A 22,797-nucleotide genomic window follows, 5' to 3' on the forward strand; every position below is an offset into this window, starting at 1 on the left:
CCACGCGGAGCGTGGGAACGATCTGACTGGAGGTGACTATGAACAACTGGATCAGCGCCCTCGCCGACCTGCAGAACCAGGGTGAACCCTGCGTGCTGGTGACCATCATCGAAGAGCTCGGCTCCACGCCGCGCAATGCCGGCTCAAAAATGGTCATCAGCGCCGCGCACACCTTCGACACCATCGGCGGCGGGCACCTGGAATACAAGGCGATGCAGATCGCCCGTGACATGCTGGTGCGTGGCCAGCAGAACACCCATCTGGAGCGCTTCAGCCTCGGCGCCAGCCTGGGCCAGTGCTGCGGCGGCGTGACGGTGTTGCTGTTCGAACCCATGGGCCAGGTGCAGGCGCAGATCGCGGTATTTGGCGCCGGCCATGTCGGCCGCGCGCTGGTGCCGTTGTTGGCAAGCCTGCCGTGTCGGGTGCGCTGGATTGATTCGCGTGATCAGGAGTTTCCAGAACACATCCCTCAGGGCGTGCGTAAAATCATCAGCGAAGAGCCGGTCGACGAAATTGCCGACCTGCCGGTGGGCAGTTACTGCATCGTGATGACCCACAACCACGCGCTGGACCTGGAACTGACTGCCGCCCTGCTCAAGCGCAATGACTTTGCCTATTTCGGCCTGATCGGTTCAAAGACCAAGCGGGTCAAGTTCGAACACCGCCTGCGTGATCGCGGCTTCGACACCGCGCAACTGCAACGCATGCGCTGCCCCATGGGCCTCACCGAGGTAAAGGGCAAACTGCCGGTGGAGATCGCCATCTCCATCGCCGGTGAAATCATCGCCACCTATAACGCGAATTTCGGCCAGCACAGTGCGAGCGCCGAACCTATTGCCAAACTGCTGCCGGCCTCGCGTCGCAGCCAAGCTATCTAACACATTGAGATCACCATGCCTTTGACTCGCAAAGCCTACCGCGCCGCCATTTTGCACAGCATCGCCGACCCCGCCGAAGTGGGGATCGAAGCCTCTTATGAGTATTTCGAAGACGGCCTGCTGGTGATCGATAACGGCCAGATCAGCGCCCTGGGCCACGCCAGCGATTTGCTGCCAACCCTGCCCGCCGACATCGACGTGACCCATTATCAGGATGCGCTGATCACGCCCGGCCTGATCGACACCCATATCCACCTGCCGCAAACCGGCATGGTCGGTGCCTATGGCGAGCAGTTGCTGGATTGGCTCAACACCTACACCTTCCCGTGTGAAAGCCAGTTCGCCGACAAGGCCCACGCCGAGGAAGTCGCGGGTATCTTTATCAAGGAACTGCTGCGCAATGGCACCACCACGGCGTTGGTGTTCGGCAGTGTGCACCCGCAGTCGGTGAACGCGTTCTTTGAAGCCGCCGAGAAACTCGACCTGCGCATGATCGCCGGCAAGGTGATGATGGACCGCAACGCGCCGGACTACCTCACCGACACTGCCGAATCCGGCTATCAGGAAAGCAAGGCGCTTATCGAACGCTGGCACGGCAAGGGTCGCTTGCACTATGCCGTCACGCCACGTTTTGCGCCGACCAGCACCCCGGAACAACTGGCGCTGGCCGGGCAACTGCTGGGCGAATACCCGGACCTGTACATGCAGACGCACATCAGCGAGAACAAGCAGGAAGTCGAGTGGGTAAAAGCGCTGTTCCCGGAGCGCAACGGCTACCTGGACGTGTACGACCATTACAAGCTGCTGGGCGAGCGCTCGGTGTTTGCCCACGGCGTGCACCTGTGTGATGACGAGTGCGCACGGCTGGCGGAGACGGGTTCAGCCGTGGCGTTCTGCCCGACCTCGAACCTCTTCCTCGGCAGTGGCTTGTTCAACTTGCCGATGGCCGAGAAGCACAAGCTGAATGTCGGCCTGGGCACTGACGTGGGCGGTGGCACCAGCTTCTCGCTGCTGCAAACCCTGAACGAAGCCTACAAGGTCATGCAACTGCAGGGTGCGCGTTTGAGCCCGTTCAAGTCGCTGTACCTGGCCACCTTGGGCGGTGCGCGGGCACTGCGTCTGGAAGACAAGATCGGCACATTGCAGCCGGGCACGGATGCGGACTTTTTGGTGCTGGACTACAACGCTACGCCGCTGCTCAGCTATCGCTTGAAGCAGGCCAATAACATTGCCGAGACGTTGTTTGTGTTGATGACGTTGGGGGATGACCGGACGGTGTTGCAGACGTATGCAGCGGGTCAGTTGGTGCACCAGCGCTAATTTCAGCAACACCACAAAACAAATGTGGGAGCTGGGCTTGTGTGGGAGCTGGCTTGCCTGCGATAGCATCACCGCGGTGTACCTGATACACCTCGGTGCCTGCATCGCAGGCAAGCCAGCTCCCACACAAGCCCGGTTCCCACATTTTTAGTCCCAGGCGAACCTGGAACATTACAGTTTGACTGAAGAACGCCCTGGCTTCTTGGTCTGCAACAAATGCGAGAACACCGCGTGCAAATCATCCGACGCGCTTTCCTCGTCGAGGTTGAGCTTGCTGTCGATGTGATCCATATGGTGCATCATCAAATTCACTGCCAGCGTCGCGTCGCGTGCTTCGATCGCATCGATCAGTTGGGTGTGCTCATCGTAGGAACAGTGCGAGCGGTTGCCGCTTTCGTACTGGGCGATGATCAACGAGGTCTGCGACACCAGGCTGCGCTGGAAGCTGATCAGCGGTGCATTCTTCGCCGCTTCGGCGAGCTTCAAGTGGAATTCGCCGGAGAGGCGGATACCGGCACCGCGATCACCCCGTGAGAAGCTGTCGCGTTCGTCGTTGACCATCTGGCGCAACTCGGCCAGTTGCTCAGCCGTGGCGTGTTGCACCGCCAATTCAGTGATCGCCCGCTCGACCAGACGCCGGGCCAGAAACACCTGGCGCGCTTCTTCTACACTTGGGCTCGCCACTACCGCGCCACGATTGGGCCGCAGCAGTACCACGCCTTCATGGGCCAGGCGCGAGAGCGCGCGGCGGATGATGGTGCGGCTGACGCCGAAGATTTCGCCCAGTGCTTCTTCACTCAATTTGGTACCGGGCGCCAGGCGTTGTTCGAGGATCGCCTCGAAGATATGCGCGTAGACGATATCGTCCTGGGTTCCGCTGCGACCAGCCTTGCCGGCTCGCGGTTGTTTCTTGAGAGGTTGCAACTGTTCGTTCATGGGCACTCGGGGTTTGGAGAACGGCGGCGAATTAACGGTAATACGTCAACAGCGTGTTGCTGGCAAGTATCACCTAAAAACAGGGCACATTGTACACAACCCAGTGCGCCAACACACTGTACGGCTATTTGCGGCGGCGGCTGTATTGCAATGAGTGGTTACGTTTGAGTTTAGGCTTGAATTCGCTTTTTCCCAGGTAAAAGGAACACCTCTCCATGACCGACGCCACTCAAGCGCCCTTGCGCCCATTGGCCGACACTTCTGCGTCGGCCGTCGTCGCCGGCTTCATTGCCATGATGACCGGCTACACCAGTTCCCTGGTGCTGATGTTCCAGGCCGGCCAGGCAGCCGGTTTGACCACGGCGCAGATTTCTTCGTGGATCTGGGCGATCTCCATCGGCATGGCGGTGTGCAGCATCGGCCTGTCGTTGCGCTATCGCACGCCGATCACCATTGCCTGGTCCACGCCCGGCGCCGCGCTGCTGATCACAAGCCTGGGTGGTGTAAGTTACGGCGAGGCCATCGGCGCCTATATCACCTGCGCGGTGCTGGTCACGCTCTGCGGGCTGACCGGCAGCTTTGAAAAACTGGTCAAGCGCATCCCCGCCTCATTGGCGGCCGCCTTGCTGGCGGGGATTCTGTTCAAGATCGGCAGCGAGATTTTTGTCGCCGCGCAACATCGCACAGGCCTGGTGCTGGGGATGTTTTTCACCTATCTGATCATCAAGCGCCTGTCGCCGCGTTATGCAGTACTGGCCGCGCTGGTAATCGGCACCCTGTTGTCAGGGCTGATGGGTTTGCTGGACTTCAGCGGTTTCCACCTGGAAGTGGCAACACCGGTGTGGACCACGCCGCACTTCTCGCTGGCGGCGACCATCAGCATCGGTATCCCGTTGTTTGTGGTGGCAATGACCTCACAAAACATGCCCGGCGTCGCCGTGCTGCGCGCTGACGGCTATACCGTACCCGCCTCGCCGTTGATCACCGCAACAGGGCTGGCCTCGCTGGTGCTGGCGCCGTTTGGCTCCCACGGCATCAACCTGGCGGCCATCAGCGCGGCGATCTGCACCGGGCCACATGCCCATGAAGACCGCAACAAGCGCTACACCGCGGCCGTCTGGTGCGGGGTGTTCTACGGGATCGCCGGGGTGTTCGGCGCCACCTTGGCGGCGTTATTCGCAGCGTTGCCCAAGGAACTGGTGCTGTCGATTGCGGCCCTGGCGTTGTTTGGCTCGATCATCAATGGTTTGAGTATCGCCATGAATGAGCCCAAGGAGCGGGAAGCGGCGCTGATCACCTTTATGGTCACCGCGTCTGGCTTGACGCTGTTTTCCATCGGCTCGGCGTTCTGGGGGATTGTGGCGGGGGTGTTGACGCTGTTGATTCTGAATTGGCGCAAGGCATAAAAAAACGGCGACCCGAGGGTCGCCGTTTTTTTAGTATCACTTAGCCGCGTTGATCGGCTTTTCCGGATACCACACGTCCAGCAGTGGGCTGACTTCAGCGCTTTTCAGCTCGCTGCGGCCTTTGAGCCAGCTTTCAACAGCTGCGCGTTGCTCTTCGTTGACCGAGCCACGCTTCTGCAGGCAAACCAGACCGAAGTCATCGCCGCCGACATAGCCCAGACCATTGGCTTCCATGGCTTCTTTGATGAATGCTTCGAGGAAAGCATCGGTAGCTTCTTCACTCAGGTCTTCTTTGAAGTCCAGGTTCAGTTCGAAACCCAGCTCTTGAAATTCATCAACGCACAGTTTTTTGCGCAGACGCTGGGAACGGTTAGTCGCCATTGGAACAATCCTCTTAAGTAATAACGGCCGGCACTTTAGCAGTTTAAGCCGACCTTTGCCCGACTCTATGGGACGGGCGGCCATTGGTCTGCAAAAAAACCCGAAATACCCGCTATCGTTCAGCTACAACTGGATCCACCTTGGGGCATAATGCCGACACTTTCGTGACCAATGAGGGATTTTCTTCCATACCCCTCACCTTTTTCACCCTTCTCAGCAGTAGGGTTTTATTCCTTATGATCAACTCTTTTCGTTCAGTACTCTTTGCCGGTTTTCTTCTACCTCTGGCTTTTTCCGTCACCGCCGCGCCGATCAACAACAGCCTGCCGCCAAATGTTCAGCAGGCACTGCAGAAAGCCAAAATACCCAATACTTCGCTGTCGTTGGTGATGCTGCCCCTCACCGGGCCCGGCACGCCGACCGTGTTCAACGCTGATGTTTCGGTTAACCCGGCCTCCACCATGAAGCTGGTCACCACCTACGCAGCCCTGGAAATGCTCGGCCCCAACCACCAGTGGAAGACCGAGTTCTACACCGACGGCACCCTCAGCGGTGGCGTGTTACGCGGCAACCTCTACCTCAAGGGCGGCGGCGACCCCAAGCTGAATATGGAAAAACTCTGGCTGTTGATGCGCGACCTGCGCGCCAATGGCGTACAGCAAGTCACTGGCGACCTGGTGCTGGACCGCAGTTTCTTCAATCAACCGCAATTGCCTGAATTCAATGACGACGGCAACGACGAGAACAAGCCGTTCCTGGTCAAGCCGGACGCCCTGCTGGTCAACCTCAAGGCCCTGCGCTTTGTCACCCGCAATGACTCGGGCCGGGTGATCGTGTCGGTCGAGCCGCCGATTGCGAGCATCCGCATCGACAACCAGGTCAAAGTCTCCAACGCCAAGCAATGCACTGGCGATGTGCGCTACAGCCCGGTGACCGCCGCCGATGGCAGCGTGACCGTGACGGTCAGCGGCCAGTTGGGCGATGGGTGCAGCTCGCAGACCTACCTGTCGCTGCTCGACCACGCCACCTACACCGCCGGCGCCGTGCGTGCGATCTGGCAGGAGTTGGGCGGCACCATCCAGGGCCGTGATATCCAGGCACCAGTGCCCAAGGACGCTAAAGTGCTGGCTCGTGCGTTCTCGCCGGACCTGGCGGAAATCATCCGTGACATCAACAAATACAGTAACAACACCATGGCCCAGCAGTTGTTCCTGAGCCTGGGCGCGCAGTTCCGCAACGACGCCGATGGCGACGACGCCAAGGCCGCGCAACGCGTGGTGCGTCAGTGGCTGGCGAAAAAAGGCATCACCGCGCCGCACCTGGTGATGGAGAACGGCTCCGGCCTGTCCCGCGCCGAACGCGTCAGCGCCCGCGAAATGGCGGCCATGCTGCAAGCGGCGTGGAAAGGCCCGTACTCGGCGGAATACATCAGTTCGCTGCCGATTGCCGGCACCGACGGCACCATGCGCAAACGCCTGAAAACCACGGCTCTGCGCGGTGAGGCTCACGTCAAGACCGGCACCTTGAACACCGTGCGCGCCATTGCCGGGTTCAGCCGCGACAACAATGGCAACACCTGGGTGGTGGTGGCGATACTCAACGATTCGAAGCCATGGGGGGCTTCTTCGGTGCTCGATCAGGTGCTGCTGGACCTGTATCGCCAGCCGAAGCTGACAGCCGCAGCGCCCGTCTTGTAACTGATCGTTCCCATGCTCCGCGTCACTAGTGTCCGGTAAAAACCAAAGGGGGAGCTTGCTCCCCCTTGTTGTTCGCGACTGTCAGTCATAATCGGATTTTTCAGACTCGATTTTGACCCATGTTTACCAGTACCCGTTTAGCCCACCTACTCAGTGCGATCCCGCGCCAGTTCTTTCGGCAATCCACCGAAAAGCACCAGGCTGATCGCTACGTCAAACGCTGCACGAGCTGGCAATTGCTGGTGACACTGGTCAGCGGCCATATAACCCAAGCCTTAAGCCTGCGGTCCTTGGCCACTTTTTCCGAAACGCTAAGTCCGCATAGTTACCATCTTAAAGCGGGGCCCGTCGCCCGATCGACCCTGTCAGATGCCTTGAACAAGCGAAACTACCGGCCATTCCAGGATCTTTGCCAATTACTGTTGAGCGGCATCAGCCGCCAGCAGCGCAAAGAAGTCGGTGCCATGATTAGCCTGCTTGATTCCACGTCAATCACTTTGCGCGGACCTCACTTTGATGACTGGACAGCCTCCACGAAAACCCGCATCACGCAGGGCCTGAAAGTACATGTCGGACTAGATTTGGCGCAGTTGGCCCCGGTGTACGTCAACATCACTCCTGCCAACGTCAACGACCTGAGCGATGCGCTGGAAATGCCGATTCAGGTCGGCATGACGTATGTCTTTGACAAGGGATATTGCGATTACAACTGGTGGCACCAGTTGCAGACCAAAGGAGCCTTTTTCGTCACCCGCCTGAAAAAAAACGCCAATATCAAAGTGCTGCACAAGCACTCGATCGCAGCCGAGCAAAGCCCCGTCATGACCGACGAAGTCATCCTGTTCGGAAAAAAGCATCTAGGCGGCAAGCGTCTTAATGACTACCGAGAAACGCCGGCAAGACGCGTGGTGGTAGAACGCGAGGGACACGCCACGCCGTTAATCCTGGTGACCAATGACTTCGTAAGATCAGCCGAAGAAATCGCGGGATTGTACAAAGATCGCTGGAAGATCGAGCTGTTTTTCAAGTGGGTCAAGCAACATCTGAAACTCAAACGCTTCTACGCATTCTCTGAAAACGCCGTGCGTCTGCAGATTTACAGTGCCTTGATCAGCTACTTGTTATTGCACCTTTACCATCGTCGCTCAGAATTTACCGGTTCGTTGTTTGAGCTGACGGTTCGCATATCTCATGTCCTGCACGAACGGCCCGCGACGCCAGAATTGAGGGATCGACGAAGGCAGGAGCGAGAAAAGCTGAAGGCTGCCCAAGGCAGCCTTCAGCTATGAAACATGTTTACCGGACACTAGTGATGCTCCGCGTGGGAACGCAGCCTGGGACGCTCTGCGTCCCAAAGCGTGACGCAGAGCGTCACAAGAGGCATTCCCACGCAGAGCGTGGGAACGATCAGGCGCGCAAGCGCTCGGCCTCCACCCGGTCGCGGCCCGCCTGCTTGGCCGCATACACCGCCGAGTCCGCGCGCAGCAGCAGCCCGTCAATCCCTTCATCGATCCGCCAACTGGCCACACCGAAGCTGGCGGTCACCACGCCCACCACCTCCATCGGTTCGGTGCGCAGCGACTGCCACAACTCCATCGCCAGGCTATAAGCCTGCTCGGCATCGGTGTGCGGGCACAGCACCACAAACTCTTCGCCGCCCAGGCGACAGAACACATCCGTACGGCGCAGGCGCCGGCCGATGCGTTTGCACACTTCCTGCAACACCCCATCGCCCACCGCATGCCCGTGCTGGTCATTGATACGTTTGAAGTGATCAATATCGAGCATGATCAACGACAATGTGCCCTTGGTTCGGTTGAGCCGCAGCATCTCGGCCTTGAGGCGATCCTGAAAATAACGGCGGTTATGAATGCCCGTCAGCGAGTCGGTAATCGACAGCGCACGCAGCTCCTCTTCGACCCGCTTCAGATCGGAGATATCCGACACGTAGCCATGCCACAACGTGCCACCGCCGGTTAACTCCTCCGGCGTGGCTTCGCCGCGAATCCAGCGCAGGCCGCGTTGCGGCAACACCACCCGGTACTCTTCGCGCCAATGGCTCAACTGCAGCGCTGACAGACGAATCGAAAGGCGCACACGCTCCACGTCTTGCGGATGAATGCGTTCGAACACCTTGTCCGCGTCTTGCTGCAGTACGCCCGTGTCGATTTCATAGATATCGCGCATACCATCGCTGGCATAGATGAAACGCCCCTTCCCCTTGGGTTCGAGGGTGAACTGAAAAATCCCGCCAGGCACGTGGGCACTGAGCTTTTTGAGTAGTCGGTCGCGCGCGGCCAACGCCTCGTAGGCGCGTTTTTGTTCGGTCACATCCATGTAGATCGCCAGGTGCCCGATCCACAGGCCGTAGTCGTCCAGCAATACGGTGGTGAGCATATTCACCGTCAGGTAGCGGCCATCCTCGCGCAGTAATGTCCACTCGCGCGCCTCGTGCAGATTGTCCGGGCTTTCCACCAGCATCGCCTGGCTCGCCGGAATACGCTTGCCCAAGGCCACGCTCAAACTGGCCGCGCGCGCTTCGAGTTCCAGGGCCAGATGCAGGCTTTCCAAGGTCAGTCGCCCCACCACCGCCTCGGATTTGAACCCGAGCATTTTCTCGGCACCGGCATTGAAGGTGTTGATCACACCCCGCAGGTCAGTGGCAATGATCGCAACATGGGTGGCGGCGTTCAGCACACTGCGCAATTGCCCGTGGGCTGCGCGAAGCTCCTGCTCACGCAGGTGCAACTGCTGCGTGCGTTGTTCCACCAGCTTGAGCGCGCGCTGGCGCTGGCTGACCAACACATACAGCAACGCACTGAGCAGCAGGCTGAGGAGCACGCCCATGGCCAGTATGGTGTGCATCGACGAGTGATTGGCCTGGTCGAACACCTGGCTGGCGCGAACGCTCAAGGCATACACATGGTCGCCGAGGGTGAGACGACGCGTGGCAACAAGGCCGCTGTCGCCCACCGCGTTGCTGGACGCGTACAGCACGCGCTGCTGCGTGTCGGAAGTGTCGACGATCTGCATCACCAGGTTGTCGCGGCTGGGCTTGGGCAAACCATCGGCGACCAGTTGGCGCATGCTGATCACTGCCATCACATAACCATGGGGCTCGGTGTCGACGGGTTTGCTCACGGGCGCCACCAACAAGACGCCGGCGGCATAAGCCGGTTCTACGCCCACCAACTGCATGGGCTGGGACACCGCAGGCCGGCCGCTTTTCTGCACCCGCTCAAGCACCGAACGACGCAGTGGCTGGGCCAACAGATCGAACCCCAAGGGCGAACCCAGCAAGCTTTGGGTCTGGCTGTACAGCACCGGCACATACTCGTCGCGCTCGGGCGCCGGCGCCAGTTCACCCGAAGTGTTCAATTCTCTAATGGCGAAAGGTGTACCACGCTGACGCGAGATTTCCTGTTCAAAAGCGTTGCGCTGTTCGCGAAATATACGCGGCGCCCAGGCATAGGCGCGGGCGCGCAGAAGCAAAGGCTTGGCGAAACCATCGAACTCGGCGCGGGACACGTCACTGGAATTGACGAAGAAACGCTGCAGGCTGGCCAGGCGTTGCTCCTGGTCTTCGAACCGCTCCTGAAGGCGGGTGTAGCGCTCGTTGACCAATAACTGGAAACGCTGGCGCACTTGCTGTTTGTAGAGGTCGGCGGCCGCCCAGGCGACGATGACCGTCAGCGCTCCACCTGCCAATAACACCACCAATGCCACCAGCCAAGCCGACGCCTGCTCACTGATAAAGCCTAGTATTTTCGGGCGAACGGCTTGCATCGGCATAGGCAACACTCACAACGCCAGCGTGCGGGGGGTGTCACTTTGGCTAGGCGTTAAGTTATAACCATGAGGCCGGTGTTTGACCAGTGCAAAAAAGCCGCAAGCCCGGAATATTCCGGGCTTGCGGCTTTTTGGTGCAGCTTGAGTGTGGCGATCAGCGAGCGGTGATTTTCCAGGCCCGGTGAATCTTCGCGTTACGTGCGAAATCCGGGTCCAGGGTCTTGTCGCTGATTTCCTCGACCGCATAGCGCTCGCTGAGGTTGTCCTCCAGCACGAACTTGCGGAAGTTGTTCGAGAAGTACAGCACGCCGCCAGGGGCCAGGCGCGCCATGGCCAGGTCGAGCAACTGCACGTGGTCACGCTGTACGTCGAAGATGCCTTCCATGCGCTTGGAGTTGGAGAAGGTCGGCGGGTCGATGAAGATCAGGTCGAACTCATCACGGCTCGCCTCCAGCCAGGCCATCACATCACCTTGCTCCAGGCGGTTCTTGTCAGAGAAACCGTTAAGGGAGAAGTTGCGACGCGCCCAGTCCAGGTAAGTCTTGGACAAGTCGACGCTGGTGGTGCTGCGCGCGCCGCCCTTGGCTGCGTGCACACTCGCGGTGGCGGTGTAGCAATACAGGTTGAGGAAACGCTTGCCGGCCGCTTCCTTCTGGATGCGCATGCGCATCGGGCGATGGTCGAGGAACAGGCCGGTATCCAGATAGTCGGTGAGGTTGACCAGCAGCTTCACGCCGCCTTCGCTGACTTCGGTGAACTTGCCCTGAGCGCTTTGACGTTCGTACTGCTTGGTGCCGCTCTGACGTTCGCGACGCTTGACCACCACGCGGCTCTTGTCGACATTCAGCGCCTGGGGAATCGCGGCCAGCGCATCGAACATACGCGCAGAGGCTTTTTCCGGGTCGATGGATTTAGGCGCGGCATATTCCTGCACATGCACCCAATCGTGGTACAGGTCGATGGCCATGGAGTATTCCGGCATATCGGCGTCGTACACACGGTAGCAGTCAACACCTTCGCGCTTGGCCCATTTGCCCAACTGCTTGAGGTTCTTTTGCAGGCGGTTGGCGAACATCTGCCCGCCTTCGCTCAGGCGCGCCTGCTCAACCACCGGGGCTGGAGCCGGCTTGATCGGGTTGCCGTTCTTGTTGTACTGGCGCTCGACCGGCTCGGTCGGGGCTTGATCGTAAGCGGCTTGCTCACGCTCGGCCTGACGCTGCTCCGGGGTGCGGCGCTCGCCAGTGACGAACTGGTCCGGGTTGACCTTGATCAGCAGCAACTTGCACGGCAACGCGCCGTTCCAGAACGAATACTGTTTGTGGCTGCGGATGCCCATGCGCTTGCCCAGGTCCGGCGCGCCGGTGAACACCGCCGCTTCCCAGCCCATGCAGGCCTGGCGCAAGCGCTCGCCGAGGTTCTGGTAGAGGTACAACAGGCTGGCTTCGTCACCGAGGCGCTCGCCGTAGGGCGGGTTGCAGATCACCAGGCCTTTCTGGTTCTGGTCCGGGCGCGGCTCGAACGTGCCGACTTCGCCCTGGTACACCTTGATCCAGTGGCTTAAGCCTGCGCGTTCGATGTTGTTACGGGCGGGCTGGATCAGACGCGGGTCAGCCTCATAGCCACGCACCCACAATGGCGGCTTGTTCATGCCAATGGCAGCACGCTCGGTGGCCTCGGTGTGCAGCTTCTTCCACAGCGCCGGTACGTGACCGAGCCAGGTGGTGAAGCCCCACAGCTCACGATTGAGGTTGGGCGCCATGTCGGCGGCGATCATTGCGCCTTCCACCAGGAAGGTGCCCACGCCACACATCGGGTCCGTCAGCGCGCCGCCTTCGGCCGCAATACGCGGCCAGCCGGCGCGAATCAGGATCGCGGCTGCCAGGTTTTCCTTCAACGGTGCGGCGCCCTGCTGCAGGCGATAACCGCGCTGGTGCAGGCTGTGACCGGACAGGTCCAGGGAAAGGATGGCTTCGCCACGGTCCAGGCGCAGGTGAATGCGCAGGTCCGGGTTGATCTTGTCGATGGACGGGCGTTCGCCGGTCGGGGTGCGCAGTTTGTCGACAATCGCATCCTTGACCTTCAGCGCGCCGAAGTGGGTGTTGTCGATGCCCGAGCCGTGGCCACTGAATTCAACGGCCAGGGTGCCGTCCGGGACCATGTGGTCGGCCCATTCGATATCCAGCACGCCGTGGTAGAGGTCCTCGGCGTCCTTCATCGGGAAGCGCTTGAGCACCAGCAGCACGCGGTTGGCGAGGCGCGACCAGAGACACAGGCGGTAGGCGGTTTCCATGTCGGCCATGCCGCGCACGGCCGAGGTGTGCTCGCGGGCTTCCTCAAGGCCAAGCCCGACGGCTTCCTCGATCAGCAGGCCTTCGAGGCCCTTGGGGCAGGTGAGGAAGAGTTCAAAACGGTCCGACATGGGGCATTCCAGGCTTTTCAGCAATAAATGAACGGGCGACGCATCGCCGGCTCGGTTTTCAATCAAGCACTTTTCTTGAAGAGTGCTCGCGTGGCACGAATGTGCCGTTCCACCCCGGCTACCGGGCGTTTGAGCCTGAATTGCCGGGGCAGATAAATAAATCATCGCAACAAAAAGAAATATTCCGACCCTTCGTCGAATAATAACCGACTGCAACAGGCGGGCATTCTCACTAAAGGATTAAACCCATCCTCTATGCAGGGCACATCATAGCTGGGTTTGCCTATTAAATGGGGCGAAAAGCCATCCCAGCTTATGGCTATAGCATCGTTATCGTTACGTGCTTATGACAAAACGATCATTGAATCCATGTGACCTATTGGTTAGAACTCAACACAGGTTGGCGCCGTAACGACGCCGACACATAGGCTCGCCACGCCGGCAGCGAGCCCACCAACGGCAGGAAAACCCTGCCCGGCCCCACGCGGGGCCGAAGGATATCTAGACAGTCAACAAGTGAGGGAAACACCCTATGAGAAGACTTAAGCGTGATCCGTTGGAAAGAGCATTTTTACGCGGATATCAATATGGCGTTCATGGTAAATCCCGTGAGCTTTGCCCATTTACTCTACCGTCGGTACGCCAAGCCTGGATCAACGGCTGGCGAGAAGGACGCGGCGACAACTGGGACGGTATGACTGGCACTGCGGGAATCCACAGACTCAACGAACTTCACGCCGTCGGCTGACACGGGGCACTTAATCCGACAACCACCTTGAAGATTTTGTAACGACTTAACCACGCACGTCCTATCCGGGCGGCGGGCTTCGGCCCAGGGGGCTCCTTTTGGAGCCCTTTTTAATGCTCAGGAATTGGCTGATCGTTCCCACGCTCTGCGTGGGAACGCCTCCCAGGACGCTCCGCGTCCAACCTGAGGTCTTGCGCAACGGCGACGCAGAGCGTCACAGGATGCATTCCCACGCAGAGCGTGGGAACGATCTATTGGCTGATCTATCAGCGCAAAGCCGCGATGGCATCCACCGACTCGCGAATCAACGCCGGGCCTTTGTAGATAAAGCCGGAATAGAGTTGCACCAAGCTGGCGCCGGCAGCGATCTTCTCGGCTGCGTGCTTGCCTTCGGTGATGCCGCCCACGGCGATGATCGGCAAGCGCCCCGCCAGTTCAGCGGCCAGTACCTTGACGATATGGGTGCTCTGGTCCCGCACCGGCGCGCCCGACAGGCCGCCCGCTTCGTCACCATGCGCCAGCCCTTCAACGCCGACGCGGCTTAAGGTGGTGTTGGTAGCGATCACCGCATCCATGCCCGAATCCACCAGGGCCTGGGCGACCAGCACGGTTTCTTCATCGCTCATGTCCGGGGCAATCTTGATGGCCAACGGCACGCGCTTGCCATGGCGCACGGCCAGGTCTTCCTGGCGCTGGCGCAAGGCTTCGAGCAATTGCTTGAGGGAATCACCAAACTGCAGGCTGCGCAGGCCTGGCGTGTTGGGCGAACTGACGTTGACCGTGACGTAGCTGGCGTGGGCGTAGACCTTGTCCAGGCAGGTCAGGTAATCATCCACGGCGCGCTCGACCGGCGTGTCGAAGTTCTTGCCGATATTGATGCCGAGAATGCCTTTGTACTTCGCGGCTTGAACCCGCGACAGCAAGTTATCAACGCCCAGGTTGTTGAAGCCCATGCGATTGATGATTGCCTCGGCTTCGGGCAAACGGAAGATACGCGGCTTCGGGTTACCCGGTTGTGGCCGTGGCGTCACGGTGCCGATCTCGACAAAGCCGAAACCCAGTTGCGCAAAACCGTCGATGGCCGCGCCGTTCTTGTCCAGACCCGCAGCCAGCCCGACCGGGTTGGGAAAATCGAGCCCCATCACCGAAACCGGCATTTTTGCCGGTGCCTTGCATACCAGACCATTGAGCCCCAGGCGGCCACCGGCACCGATCAAGTCCAGGGACAGATCGTGGGAGGTTTCCGGGGAGAGTTTGAACAACAGCTGGCGGGCCAGGGTATACATGGGCGGGCTAGACTCGGATGGCGGCGAAAGGTGGCGCGATTATAGCCGGGGTGGCACGCCGGGTGCGAGGCGTGCCGTCCATTCGTCACTGGCGATGTGCAACCAACGCTTCATACTGCGCCCAGATTTTTTCTGCATAACGCAGGCGTAATGCCTCACGCTCGGGTGCCGGCCCGGCATTATAGGACCCCACGGCTGTCCAGTTGTAACCGAAGCGCTGGATGAAGTCGGCCAGGATCGAAGCCCCCACCTCGATCGATAAACACGGCTCAGTCAGCAACCTTTCCTCGGTAATCCCCTGCTTGGCCAGACGAGGCAAGTGCATGCTGTTGATCTGCATCAGGCCAATGTCTCGCGAACCATCGCTATTACCCGGGTTCATCGCGCCCGCGCGTGCGCCCGACTCCACCACAGCAATGGCTTTCAACAGCTCCGGCTCAATGTCATACCGGCCGGCGACTTCCTCCCAACAACTGGCCCAGGCCGGGTAGCTGCCCATCAGCAGGCACAGCAGCAAGCCTTTGCGCAAACGCTTAATCATGGTTCACCTGGCCACAGGCCGAACAGATGCGAGGCACACACGCCTGCCCGGGCAGCCGTTGGGTGTGTTGCCGAACGGTGACAGCACAGGTAAAGCGATACCCCCTGCCATAGATCGTCTTGATAAAGCCTTTGTCTTCTCTCAAGTGCTTGCGCAATTCATAGATACAACGGGTGAGCGACTCTTCCGCAACCTCGCCACGGGACCAGGCCTGCTCGAGTAAACGGTCCTTGGTCATCAGCACACCACCGGATGCCAACAGCAACCGCAGCACCTGCCACTCCTTGGGTGGCAGCTGAATATCCACACCCTCACCCGTTAACCGGCCATCAACATGCAAGGTCCATCCGGCAAAAAACCACGAGGCTGCCAGTTCTTCATTCGCGAGGGTCATATTCACCTCTGTACCTGATCTACTGACATTGATTACCTTGTTTCCAGAAACGGTCGATACGCCAACCCCGCGACTATAGAAAGTCGGCCCCTGAACAACGTTAGGGAAAAACCCATGTAATCGAAGCTTTGTGTGCGTATCGCGTAGGACTTTTCGCCATTACCGGCAAAAAACACTCAGGAAAGCGTTGATAGGCGTTCAGAAAGTTATTGGATGTCAGAGGTTTCGCGGTTTTCGCGCACAAATGCGCGTTGCACACGCTCATATTGACTTTGCGTCAGCGGCGGCGGCCCGATAGCACCCGCCAGCATCCGCGGCTCTGCGCCAACCGCCCGGGCCTGGATCACAAACAGCCGTACCTCGGCGCGCCGACCGGAACCCACGCCGCCCTCACGCTCAAACGCGCCCAGCCACAGTCGCTTGCCCTGAGGCACGCGCACCACCGTGTTGATTCCCACCCGCCCTACTGCCCCTACCGAGCCTGGCTCGAGTTTGCTGTCCAGTTGACGGCCATCCTCAAGGGTCAGCTGCATTTCAATCTGATTCGCTGCCGCAAAGCGTGGTAGCACGCTGGCTTCGGTGCCATACCCAACGGGCTCCCACTTGCCGCTGTCAGCACCAGGCTTGGGCAGGTAAAAAGTATGCTTGTCCTGGAAAACCGCTGGAACATTCTCTTGGGTAAGCAGCACGGGGAACGCGGTGATCCTGGCTTTGCGTCGCCGCTCAAGAACACCGAGCTGTGCCATCAAACGGCTGTCATCCAAGGGCTCCAGCACCCGCGTCACGGAGGCTCCGGTGCCGGTTTCCTGAGCCCAGGCCACGCCCATCTTGTCGAGTTCTCTACGGTCTACATCGATCTGCCACAGCGACACTTCGATTGGTCGCTTGGGCTTGTCCAACTCCGCCACCAGTTCCTCTATCACCTTGACCTGATCAGGCTTGCCCTTGATCAGCAAGCTGTTGGAGTCCGGGTAGGCCATCACCAACAGGCTCTTGTCAGCCAGCAAACCCGGAGGGCGCTGCCTGGCATCCTTCTGCTCGATAGCCAGCAGGTTCTCGATCATCGTGGCCATGCCCGGTACATTGACCTTGTCGTCACCCATGACGTACTGACGGTCTGCCACATGGGTGTTGAATACCTGCACCACACCGAAGGCCTGTTTACCGACACGCACTTCGGTGCGCGGCCTGTCCATCAGTTGGGCCAGGTGCAACACCTGGTTCACATAATTAGGTGGCCCGGACACATAGAACGTGCGCGCGCCGCTCTCTCTGAGCGGATAACGTGATTCATCAAGCCCCGAACGGCGCATGAACCCGCGCAACCTGTCGACCGGAATGTGCCGCAGCGCAACCGCCGAGCTTTTTGCTTCGCTGGCGTCATACAGGTAAAGCACCTGCCCGTCGCTGTACCAGATCAGGCCCTGCTGCTCGGCGACGGTCGCGAGGGTCTGCTGCGCAGCCTCCAGATCGAAGGTGCCGCAAATGCGTTTACGCGCCGCTTCGCGGCTGACAACGACGGGCACCCCCAAAGAATGCGACAACGCACTGAAAAAGGTATGCAGGCTTTCATCCCGGGCTTCGTAGCTTGCGCCCCAGGCGCAGGCATTGGCCCACAGCAACGCACCGCACAGCAGCCAGCGGCATAGCCAGGGAGAGCTCATCGGTGATAGCTCATCAGGGTCGGTGAATCGATAGGCAACTTGGGTGTTCCTGGCAGTCGGGCGCAAAGAAGCGGCCATACTGAAAGGCACTCGAGTTTCAATCTTGATGGAAAGGTGACGGCAGGCTCCATCCGCCTGCCCGTGGCATGTGCCTTGCTACGGACTCTGCATCAGAGCCCGCGCCAACGTCGGAGCAGGCTTACAGACAAAGGCGTCGTTACCCGGCAATGGCTTGTACTGCCATGCGAAGGAGCGATGCTTTTTTTTTGACAGAAAAGGTAGGTGTTGATGAACGACTCGGTCGGCAACAGCCCGGTGAACACCCCACTGGCGTGGGTCAACGGCAGTGACGCCCCGGAAAAGAGCAGCCTGGACCTGGGTTTCATGGCACTCACCGACTGCGCTTCATTGGTGGTCGCCGCCACCCAGGGATTTGCCCAACCCTACGGCCTGACGCTGAACCTCAAGCGCCAATCCTCCTGGGCCAGCCTGCGCGACAAACTGGTCAGCGGTGAACTGGACGCCGCCCACAGCCTGTACGGGTTGATCTATGCCGTACACCTGGGCATTGGCGGCGTGGCGCCCACCGACATGGCGGTACTGATGGGGCTCAACCAGAACGGCCAGAGCATCAACCTGTCCCACGGCCTGCAACAGCAGGGCGTGACCACTCCTGAGGCACTCGACCGCCACGTGCACCAAAGCCGAACAAAGCTGACGTTCGCCCAGACATTTCCCACAGGCACCCACGCCATGTGGCTGTATTACTGGCTGGCGAGCCAAGGCATTCACCCGTTGCAAGATGTAGACAGTGTGGTGGTGCCGCCACCGCAGATGATCGCGCACCTGCAAGCCGGGCGCATCGACGGTTTTTGTGTCGGTGAGCCCTGGTGCGCCAGCGCGGTCAAGCAAAACCAGGGGTTCACCCTGGCCACTACCCAGTCGATCTGGCCAAACCACCCAGAAAAAGTGCTCGGCTGCACCCAGGCGTTCGTCGATCAATACCCAAACACCGCCCGCGTACTGGTTATGGCGATCCTCGAGGCCAGCCGTTTTATCGAACAAAGCCAGGAAAACCGCCGCTCTACCGCACAACTGCTCAGCGCTCGCGAGTACCTCGATGCCCCGCTCGACTGCATCGAACCCCGCTTGCTGGGGGCTTATGACGACGGCCTCGGCAACCAGTGGCAAGACCCGCACGCCCTGCGCTTTTTTGCTGATGGCGAGGTGAACCTGCCGTACCTCTGCGATGGCATGTGGTTCATGACCCAGTTTCGACGTTGGGGCCTGCTGCGCGAAGACCCGGACTACCTGGGCGTGGCTCGCCAGGTGCAGCAACTGGACCTGTATCGCCAGGCCGCGACTGCCGTTGGCGTCCCGGCCAACGCCCAAGACATGCGCAGCAGCCTGTTGATCGACGGCAAGATCTGGGACGGCTCCGACCCCGCCGCCTACGCCCGCAGCTTCCGCCTGCATGCCCTGGCGGACCTTACCAGCCGCCAGGCACTGCGCTGACAGGACCACGACTATGTTACGAATCCTGTTGATCAACGACACCCCGCGCAAGGTCGGGCGCCTCAAAGCCGCTTTGACCGAGGCCGGTTTCGAGGTGATCGATGAGTCCGGCTTGACCATCGACTTGCCGGCGCGCGTCGAAACGGTGCGCCCGGACGTGATCCTGATCGATACTGAGTCACCCGGTCGCGATGTGATGGAGCAAGTGGTGCTGGTCAGCCGCGACCAGCCGCGACCAATCGTGATGTTCACCGATGAGCACGACCCGAACGTGATGCGCCAGGCGATCAAGTCCGGGGTCAGCGCCTACATCGTCGAAGGCATTCAGGCCCAGCGCCTGCAGCCGATTCTCGATGTGGCCATGGCCCGCTTTGAAAGCGACCAGGCCTTGCGCGCCCAGCTCCAGGCCCGTGACCAACAGTTGGCCGAGCGCAAGCGCATCGAGTTGGCCAAGGGCATGCTGATGAAAATGAAGCACTGCAATGAGGAAGAGGCCTACACCCTGATGCGCCGCCAGGCCATGAGCCGCCAGCAGAAATTGATCCAGGTGGCCGAGCAGATCATCGCCATGAGTGAGCTGCTCGGCTGAACTGGCGCAGCTCTTGCTAAGCACTTATTACAGGTAGCCAACGGCGGTTGCCCCTTCTACGACAAAGACGTCGCCCATCCGGTTTGCACTCGCGAACTCGATGGCGGCGTTTTTTTTCGTTTTGGCCCCGGCGATTGGGGCCAACAGGCCTTCTGACAAGACCCCCAACCGTTGAGGTGCGTGATGAAATCAAGCTTCTGGAAATCCGGGCACACCCCGACCCTGTTTGCCGCGTTCCTGTATTTCGACCTGAGCTTCATGGTCTGGTACCTGCTGGGGCCACTGGCGGTGCAGATTGCCGCCGACCTGCACCTGACCACCCAGCAACGCGGCCTGGTGGTGGCCACGCCAATCCTGGCAGGCGCGGTGCTGCGCTTTTTGATGGGCATGCTGGCCGACAAGCTGTCACCCAAGACCGCCGGGCTGATCGGCCAGGTGATTGTGATCGCCGCCCTGTTCGGCGCCTGGAAACTCGGCATCCATAGCTACGAGCAAGCGCTGTTGCTGGGCGTGTTCCTGGGCATGGCCGGTGCATCCTTTGCAGTCGCCCTGCCCTTGGCCTCCCAGTGGTATCCGGCTGAGCACCAAGGCAAGGCCATGGGTATCGCCGGCGCCGGCAACTCCGGCACCGTGTTTGCCGCCTTGCTGGCGCCGGTACTGGCCGCCGCATTTGGCTGGAGCAATGTGTTCGGCTTCGCGCTGATCCCGCTGGTGCTGACACTGATCGTGTTCGCGTGGCTCGCGCGCAATGCGCCCGAGCGCCCGAAAGCCAAGTCCATGGCCGACTATTTCAAAGCCCTGGGCGACCGCGACAGCTGGTGGTTCATGTTCTTCTACAGCGTGACGTTCGGCGGCTTTATCGGCCTGGCCAGCGCCCTGCCCGGCTACTTCAACGACCAGTACGGCCTGAGCCCGGTGACCGCCGGCTACTACACCGCCGCCTGTGTGTTTGGCGGCAGCTTGATGCGCCCATTGGGCGGCGCGCTGGCCGACCGCTTCGGTGGGATTCGCACCCTGCTCGGCATGTACGGCGTGGCAGCGATTTGCATCGCCGCCGTGGGTTTCAACCTGCCAAGTTCCTACGCCGCACTGGCGCTTTTCGTCTGCACCATGCTCGGCCTCGGTGCAGGTAATGGCGCGGTGTTCCAACTGGTGCCCCAGCGTTTTCGCCGCGAAATAGGCGTGATGACCGGCCTGATCGGCATGGCGGGCGGCATTGGCGGCTTTGCCCTGGCGGCAGGCATGGGCGCGATCAAACAGAGCACCGGCAGTTATCAGCTGGCCTTGTGGTTATTTGCCAGCCTTGGCGTGTTGGCCTGGTTCGGCCTGCACGGCGTCAAGCGTCGCTGGAGAACCACGTGGGGCTCGGCCGCCGTGACCGCCGCACGCGTCTGATGAGCCTGCAACTGAGCGTCGCCCAGGCCAGCGCCATCGGCCCGCGGGCAGAAAACCAGGACGCCCTGCGGGTGGTCACGCCCATGCCGGAACTGGCCGCAAGCAAGGGTTACCTGTGCGCCATCGCCGATGGCGTCAGCCAATGCGCCGACGGTGGCCTGGCCGCCCGTTCAACCTTGCAGGCGCTGGCCCTGGACTACTACGCCACGCCGCAAACCTGGGGCGTGGCCCAGGCACTGGAGCGACTGTTACTGGCACAGAACCGCTGGTTGCAGGCCAACGGCGGTGGCCAGCCGCTGCTGACCACCCTCAGCGCCCTGGTATTTCGCGGCCAACGCTTCACCCTGGCGCATGTGGGGGATTGCCGGGTGTATCGCTGGCTGGACGGCGAGTTGCAGCGCATCACGCAAGACCATGTGTGGGAACAACCGGGCATGCAGCATGTGCTCAAGCGCGCCCTCGGCCTGGATCAGCACCTGGTGCTGGACTTTCTCGACGGTGAACTGCGCGAAGGCGAGTGCTTCCTGCTGCTCAGCGATGGCGTGTGGGCCACGTTGGGCGACCACAGCATCAGCGCGATCCTGCGCGAACAAACCAATCTCGATGTGGCGGTGAACACGCTCGTCAGTGCCGCACACCTGGCCGCCAGCCAGGACAATGCCAGCGCGCTGCTGGTGCGTATCGACCAGCTAGGCGCCGCGACCCTGGGCGATGCGCTGGTGCAGTTGCAGCAATGGCCGCTGCCACCGCCCCTGAAGGCCGGGCAACGCTTTGAAGGCTGGCAGGTTGAAAGCCTGCTGGCGCAAAGCCGACAGTCATTGCTGTACCGCGTGCGCGATGCCCAGCAACAAGCTTGGCTGTTGAAAACCTTGCCGCTCAACCGCGACGATGACAACGACGCCGGCCAAGCCTTGCTGTCGGAAGAATGGTTTCTGCGACGAGTGGCCGGGCGCGCGTTTCCTGAAGTGCATGCGGCCAGTGGGCGTCAGCATTTGTACTACGTGATGCGTGAATATTCGGGGCAGACCCTCGCGCAGCTGTTCCAGCAACAAGGCCCGCTGCCCTTGGCGCAATGGCAGTCCATTGCCGAGCGTTTGCTGCGGGCAGTGGGCCTTCTGCATCGACGGCAGATCCTGCACCGTGACATCAAGCCGGAAAACCTGCTGCTGGGCGATGATGGCGAATTACGCGTGCTGGATTTCGGCCTGGCCTACTGCCCGGGGCTTTCCGAGGACCGCGCCCATTTGCTGCCCGGCACCCCAAGTTTTATCGCGCCCGAAGCCTTCAGTGGCGAACGTCCTACGCCGCAACAGGATTTATACAGTATCGGTGTCACGCTCTATTACCTGCTGACCGGGCATTACCCCTACGGTGAAATCGAAGCTTTCCAGCGGCCACGTTTCACCCAGCCCGTCAGCGCCAGTCGTTACCGCCCCGATTTACCGGACTGGTTGCCGTTGAGCCTGGAACGCGCTGTGGCCGCACAGCCCGCAGAACGTTATGAAACCGCCGAGGAATGGTTGCTGGTGCTGGAACAGGCCGACCGCCGTGAATTGAGCGTACGACCCAAACCGTTGCTGGAGCGCGAGCCGCTCAAGGTCTGGCAAACCCTGGCGACCGTCTCGCTGCTGGTCAATTTGGTGCTGCTGTACTGGCTGCTGCACCACTAGGGGGCGAATTTCCACGCAATATCGATGGGAATCCCAATAAAACGGGCGTCCGGCGACTTGGCACAACCGCTGCATTAGCTTCATCAACAACTCACATATAGCCGCCCCTTCAACGCCGAAGGGTTGAGCTTCCCGAGAGAACGGGACCGGACAAAGGTGTCCTCGCCAG

At 60.5% G+C, this 22,797-nt stretch carries 18 protein-coding genes; 10 read left to right on the top strand and 8 right to left on the bottom strand.

Going from position 1 to position 22,797, the window contains the following annotated elements; all coding sequences use genetic code 11:
* Nucleotides 1-38: 38 nt before the first annotated feature.
* Nucleotides 39-878, top strand: a complete 840-nt coding sequence (gene xdhC / locus HU759_RS22530; RefSeq protein ID WP_017134780.1) for a xanthine dehydrogenase accessory protein XdhC — start codon at nucleotides 39-41, stop codon at nucleotides 876-878.
* A 15-nt stretch (nucleotides 879-893) separates the two neighbouring features.
* Complete coding sequence (gene guaD / locus HU759_RS22535) at nucleotides 894-2,198, top strand: guanine deaminase (RefSeq protein WP_169984950.1); 1,305 nt, start codon at nucleotides 894-896, stop codon at nucleotides 2,196-2,198.
* 171 nt (nucleotides 2,199-2,369) lie between these two features.
* Here the strand turns inward: guaD and HU759_RS22540 are convergent, their stop codons facing one another.
* On the bottom strand, nucleotides 2,370-3,134 hold the full coding sequence (locus HU759_RS22540) for a GntR family transcriptional regulator (protein ID WP_017134778.1): 765 nt from the start codon (nucleotides 3,132-3,134) through the stop codon (nucleotides 2,370-2,372).
* A gap of 215 nt (nucleotides 3,135-3,349) precedes the next feature.
* Here HU759_RS22540 and HU759_RS22545 point away from each other — a divergent pair, with 215 nt between their 5' ends.
* Nucleotides 3,350-4,540 (top strand): benzoate/H(+) symporter BenE family transporter, encoded by a 1,191-nt coding sequence (locus HU759_RS22545; RefSeq protein WP_017134777.1) that lies wholly within the window; start codon nucleotides 3,350-3,352, stop codon nucleotides 4,538-4,540.
* A gap of 36 nt (nucleotides 4,541-4,576) precedes the next feature.
* On the opposite strand, the gene HU759_RS22550 is transcribed toward HU759_RS22545, so the two are convergent.
* Nucleotides 4,577-4,921 carry a YggL family protein gene (locus tag HU759_RS22550; protein WP_017134776.1) on the bottom strand — a complete coding sequence of 115 codons (345 nt, stop codon included), beginning with the start codon at nucleotides 4,919-4,921 and terminating at the stop codon, nucleotides 4,577-4,579.
* Between the two features lie 236 nt (nucleotides 4,922-5,157).
* Between HU759_RS22550 and dacB the strand changes: the two genes are divergently transcribed.
* Nucleotides 5,158-6,618: a D-alanyl-D-alanine carboxypeptidase/D-alanyl-D-alanine-endopeptidase gene (gene dacB / locus HU759_RS22555; RefSeq protein WP_017134775.1), complete on the top strand. Its 1,461-nt coding sequence runs from the start codon at nucleotides 5,158-5,160 to the stop codon at nucleotides 6,616-6,618.
* 119 nt (nucleotides 6,619-6,737) lie between these two features.
* Nucleotides 6,738-7,907 (top strand): IS4 family transposase, encoded by a 1,170-nt coding sequence (locus HU759_RS22560; protein ID WP_099549335.1) that lies wholly within the window; start codon nucleotides 6,738-6,740, stop codon nucleotides 7,905-7,907.
* Between the two features lie 118 nt (nucleotides 7,908-8,025).
* Here HU759_RS22560 and HU759_RS22565 read toward each other — a convergent pair whose 3' ends face one another.
* Together HU759_RS22565 and rlmKL are read right to left on the bottom strand one after the other, a co-directional pair.
* Complete coding sequence (locus HU759_RS22565; protein ID WP_186617542.1) at nucleotides 8,026-10,410, bottom strand: diguanylate cyclase; 2,385 nt, start codon at nucleotides 10,408-10,410, stop codon at nucleotides 8,026-8,028.
* Nucleotides 10,411-10,561: 151 nt separating this feature from the next.
* Nucleotides 10,562-12,826 (bottom strand): bifunctional 23S rRNA (guanine(2069)-N(7))-methyltransferase RlmK/23S rRNA (guanine(2445)-N(2))-methyltransferase RlmL, encoded by a 2,265-nt coding sequence (gene rlmKL, locus HU759_RS22570; RefSeq protein ID WP_017134773.1) that lies wholly within the window; start codon nucleotides 12,824-12,826, stop codon nucleotides 10,562-10,564.
* Between the two features lie 532 nt (nucleotides 12,827-13,358).
* Here rlmKL and HU759_RS22575 point away from each other — a divergent pair.
* Complete coding sequence (locus HU759_RS22575) at nucleotides 13,359-13,574, top strand: ribosome modulation factor (protein WP_002553055.1); 216 nt, start codon at nucleotides 13,359-13,361, stop codon at nucleotides 13,572-13,574.
* 266 nt (nucleotides 13,575-13,840) lie between these two features.
* On the opposite strand, the gene HU759_RS22580 is transcribed toward HU759_RS22575, so the two are convergent.
* From HU759_RS22580 to sctC, 4 genes are all read right to left on the bottom strand, one after another.
* Nucleotides 13,841-14,860: a quinone-dependent dihydroorotate dehydrogenase gene (locus HU759_RS22580; protein WP_017134772.1), complete on the bottom strand. Its 1,020-nt coding sequence runs from the start codon at nucleotides 14,858-14,860 to the stop codon at nucleotides 13,841-13,843.
* Nucleotides 14,861-14,945: 85 nt separating this feature from the next.
* Nucleotides 14,946-15,401 (bottom strand): transglycosylase SLT domain-containing protein, encoded by a 456-nt coding sequence (locus HU759_RS22585; RefSeq protein ID WP_099548806.1) that lies wholly within the window; start codon nucleotides 15,399-15,401, stop codon nucleotides 14,946-14,948.
* The gene (locus HU759_RS22590; RefSeq protein ID WP_017134770.1) at nucleotides 15,394-15,795 is read right to left on the bottom strand and encodes a winged helix-turn-helix domain-containing protein; all 402 of its coding nucleotides are present in this window, start codon (nucleotides 15,793-15,795) and stop codon (nucleotides 15,394-15,396) included. Before HU759_RS22590 ends, HU759_RS22585 begins: the two co-directional genes overlap by 8 nt.
* 206 nt (nucleotides 15,796-16,001) lie before the next feature.
* Nucleotides 16,002-17,459 carry a type III secretion system outer membrane ring subunit SctC gene (gene sctC, locus HU759_RS22595; protein WP_099548804.1) on the bottom strand — a complete coding sequence of 486 codons (1,458 nt, stop codon included), beginning with the start codon at nucleotides 17,457-17,459 and terminating at the stop codon, nucleotides 16,002-16,004.
* Nucleotides 17,460-17,747: 288 nt separating this feature from the next.
* Here sctC and HU759_RS22600 point away from each other — a divergent pair, with 288 nt between their 5' ends.
* The 4 genes from HU759_RS22600 (at nucleotide 17,748) to HU759_RS22615 (ending at nucleotide 22,628) form a co-directional block, all read left to right on the top strand.
* Nucleotides 17,748-18,974 (top strand): CmpA/NrtA family ABC transporter substrate-binding protein, encoded by a 1,227-nt coding sequence (locus HU759_RS22600; protein WP_017134768.1) that lies wholly within the window; start codon nucleotides 17,748-17,750, stop codon nucleotides 18,972-18,974.
* A 13-nt stretch (nucleotides 18,975-18,987) separates the two neighbouring features.
* On the top strand, nucleotides 18,988-19,563 hold the full coding sequence (locus HU759_RS22605; RefSeq protein ID WP_053257467.1) for an ANTAR domain-containing protein: 576 nt from the start codon (nucleotides 18,988-18,990) through the stop codon (nucleotides 19,561-19,563).
* 183 nt (nucleotides 19,564-19,746) lie between these two features.
* Nucleotides 19,747-20,958 carry a nitrate/nitrite transporter gene (locus HU759_RS22610; protein WP_058422064.1) on the top strand — a complete coding sequence of 404 codons (1,212 nt, stop codon included), beginning with the start codon at nucleotides 19,747-19,749 and terminating at the stop codon, nucleotides 20,956-20,958.
* Nucleotides 20,958-22,628, top strand: a complete 1,671-nt coding sequence (locus tag HU759_RS22615; RefSeq protein ID WP_138451665.1) for a bifunctional protein-serine/threonine kinase/phosphatase — start codon at nucleotides 20,958-20,960, stop codon at nucleotides 22,626-22,628. Before HU759_RS22610 ends, HU759_RS22615 begins: the two co-directional genes overlap by 1 nt.
* Nucleotides 22,629-22,797 lie beyond the last annotated feature (169 nt).

This window comes from Pseudomonas sp. OE 28.3 (assembly GCF_014268205.2).
GTDB lineage: Bacteria > Pseudomonadota > Gammaproteobacteria > Pseudomonadales > Pseudomonadaceae > Aquipseudomonas > Aquipseudomonas edaphica.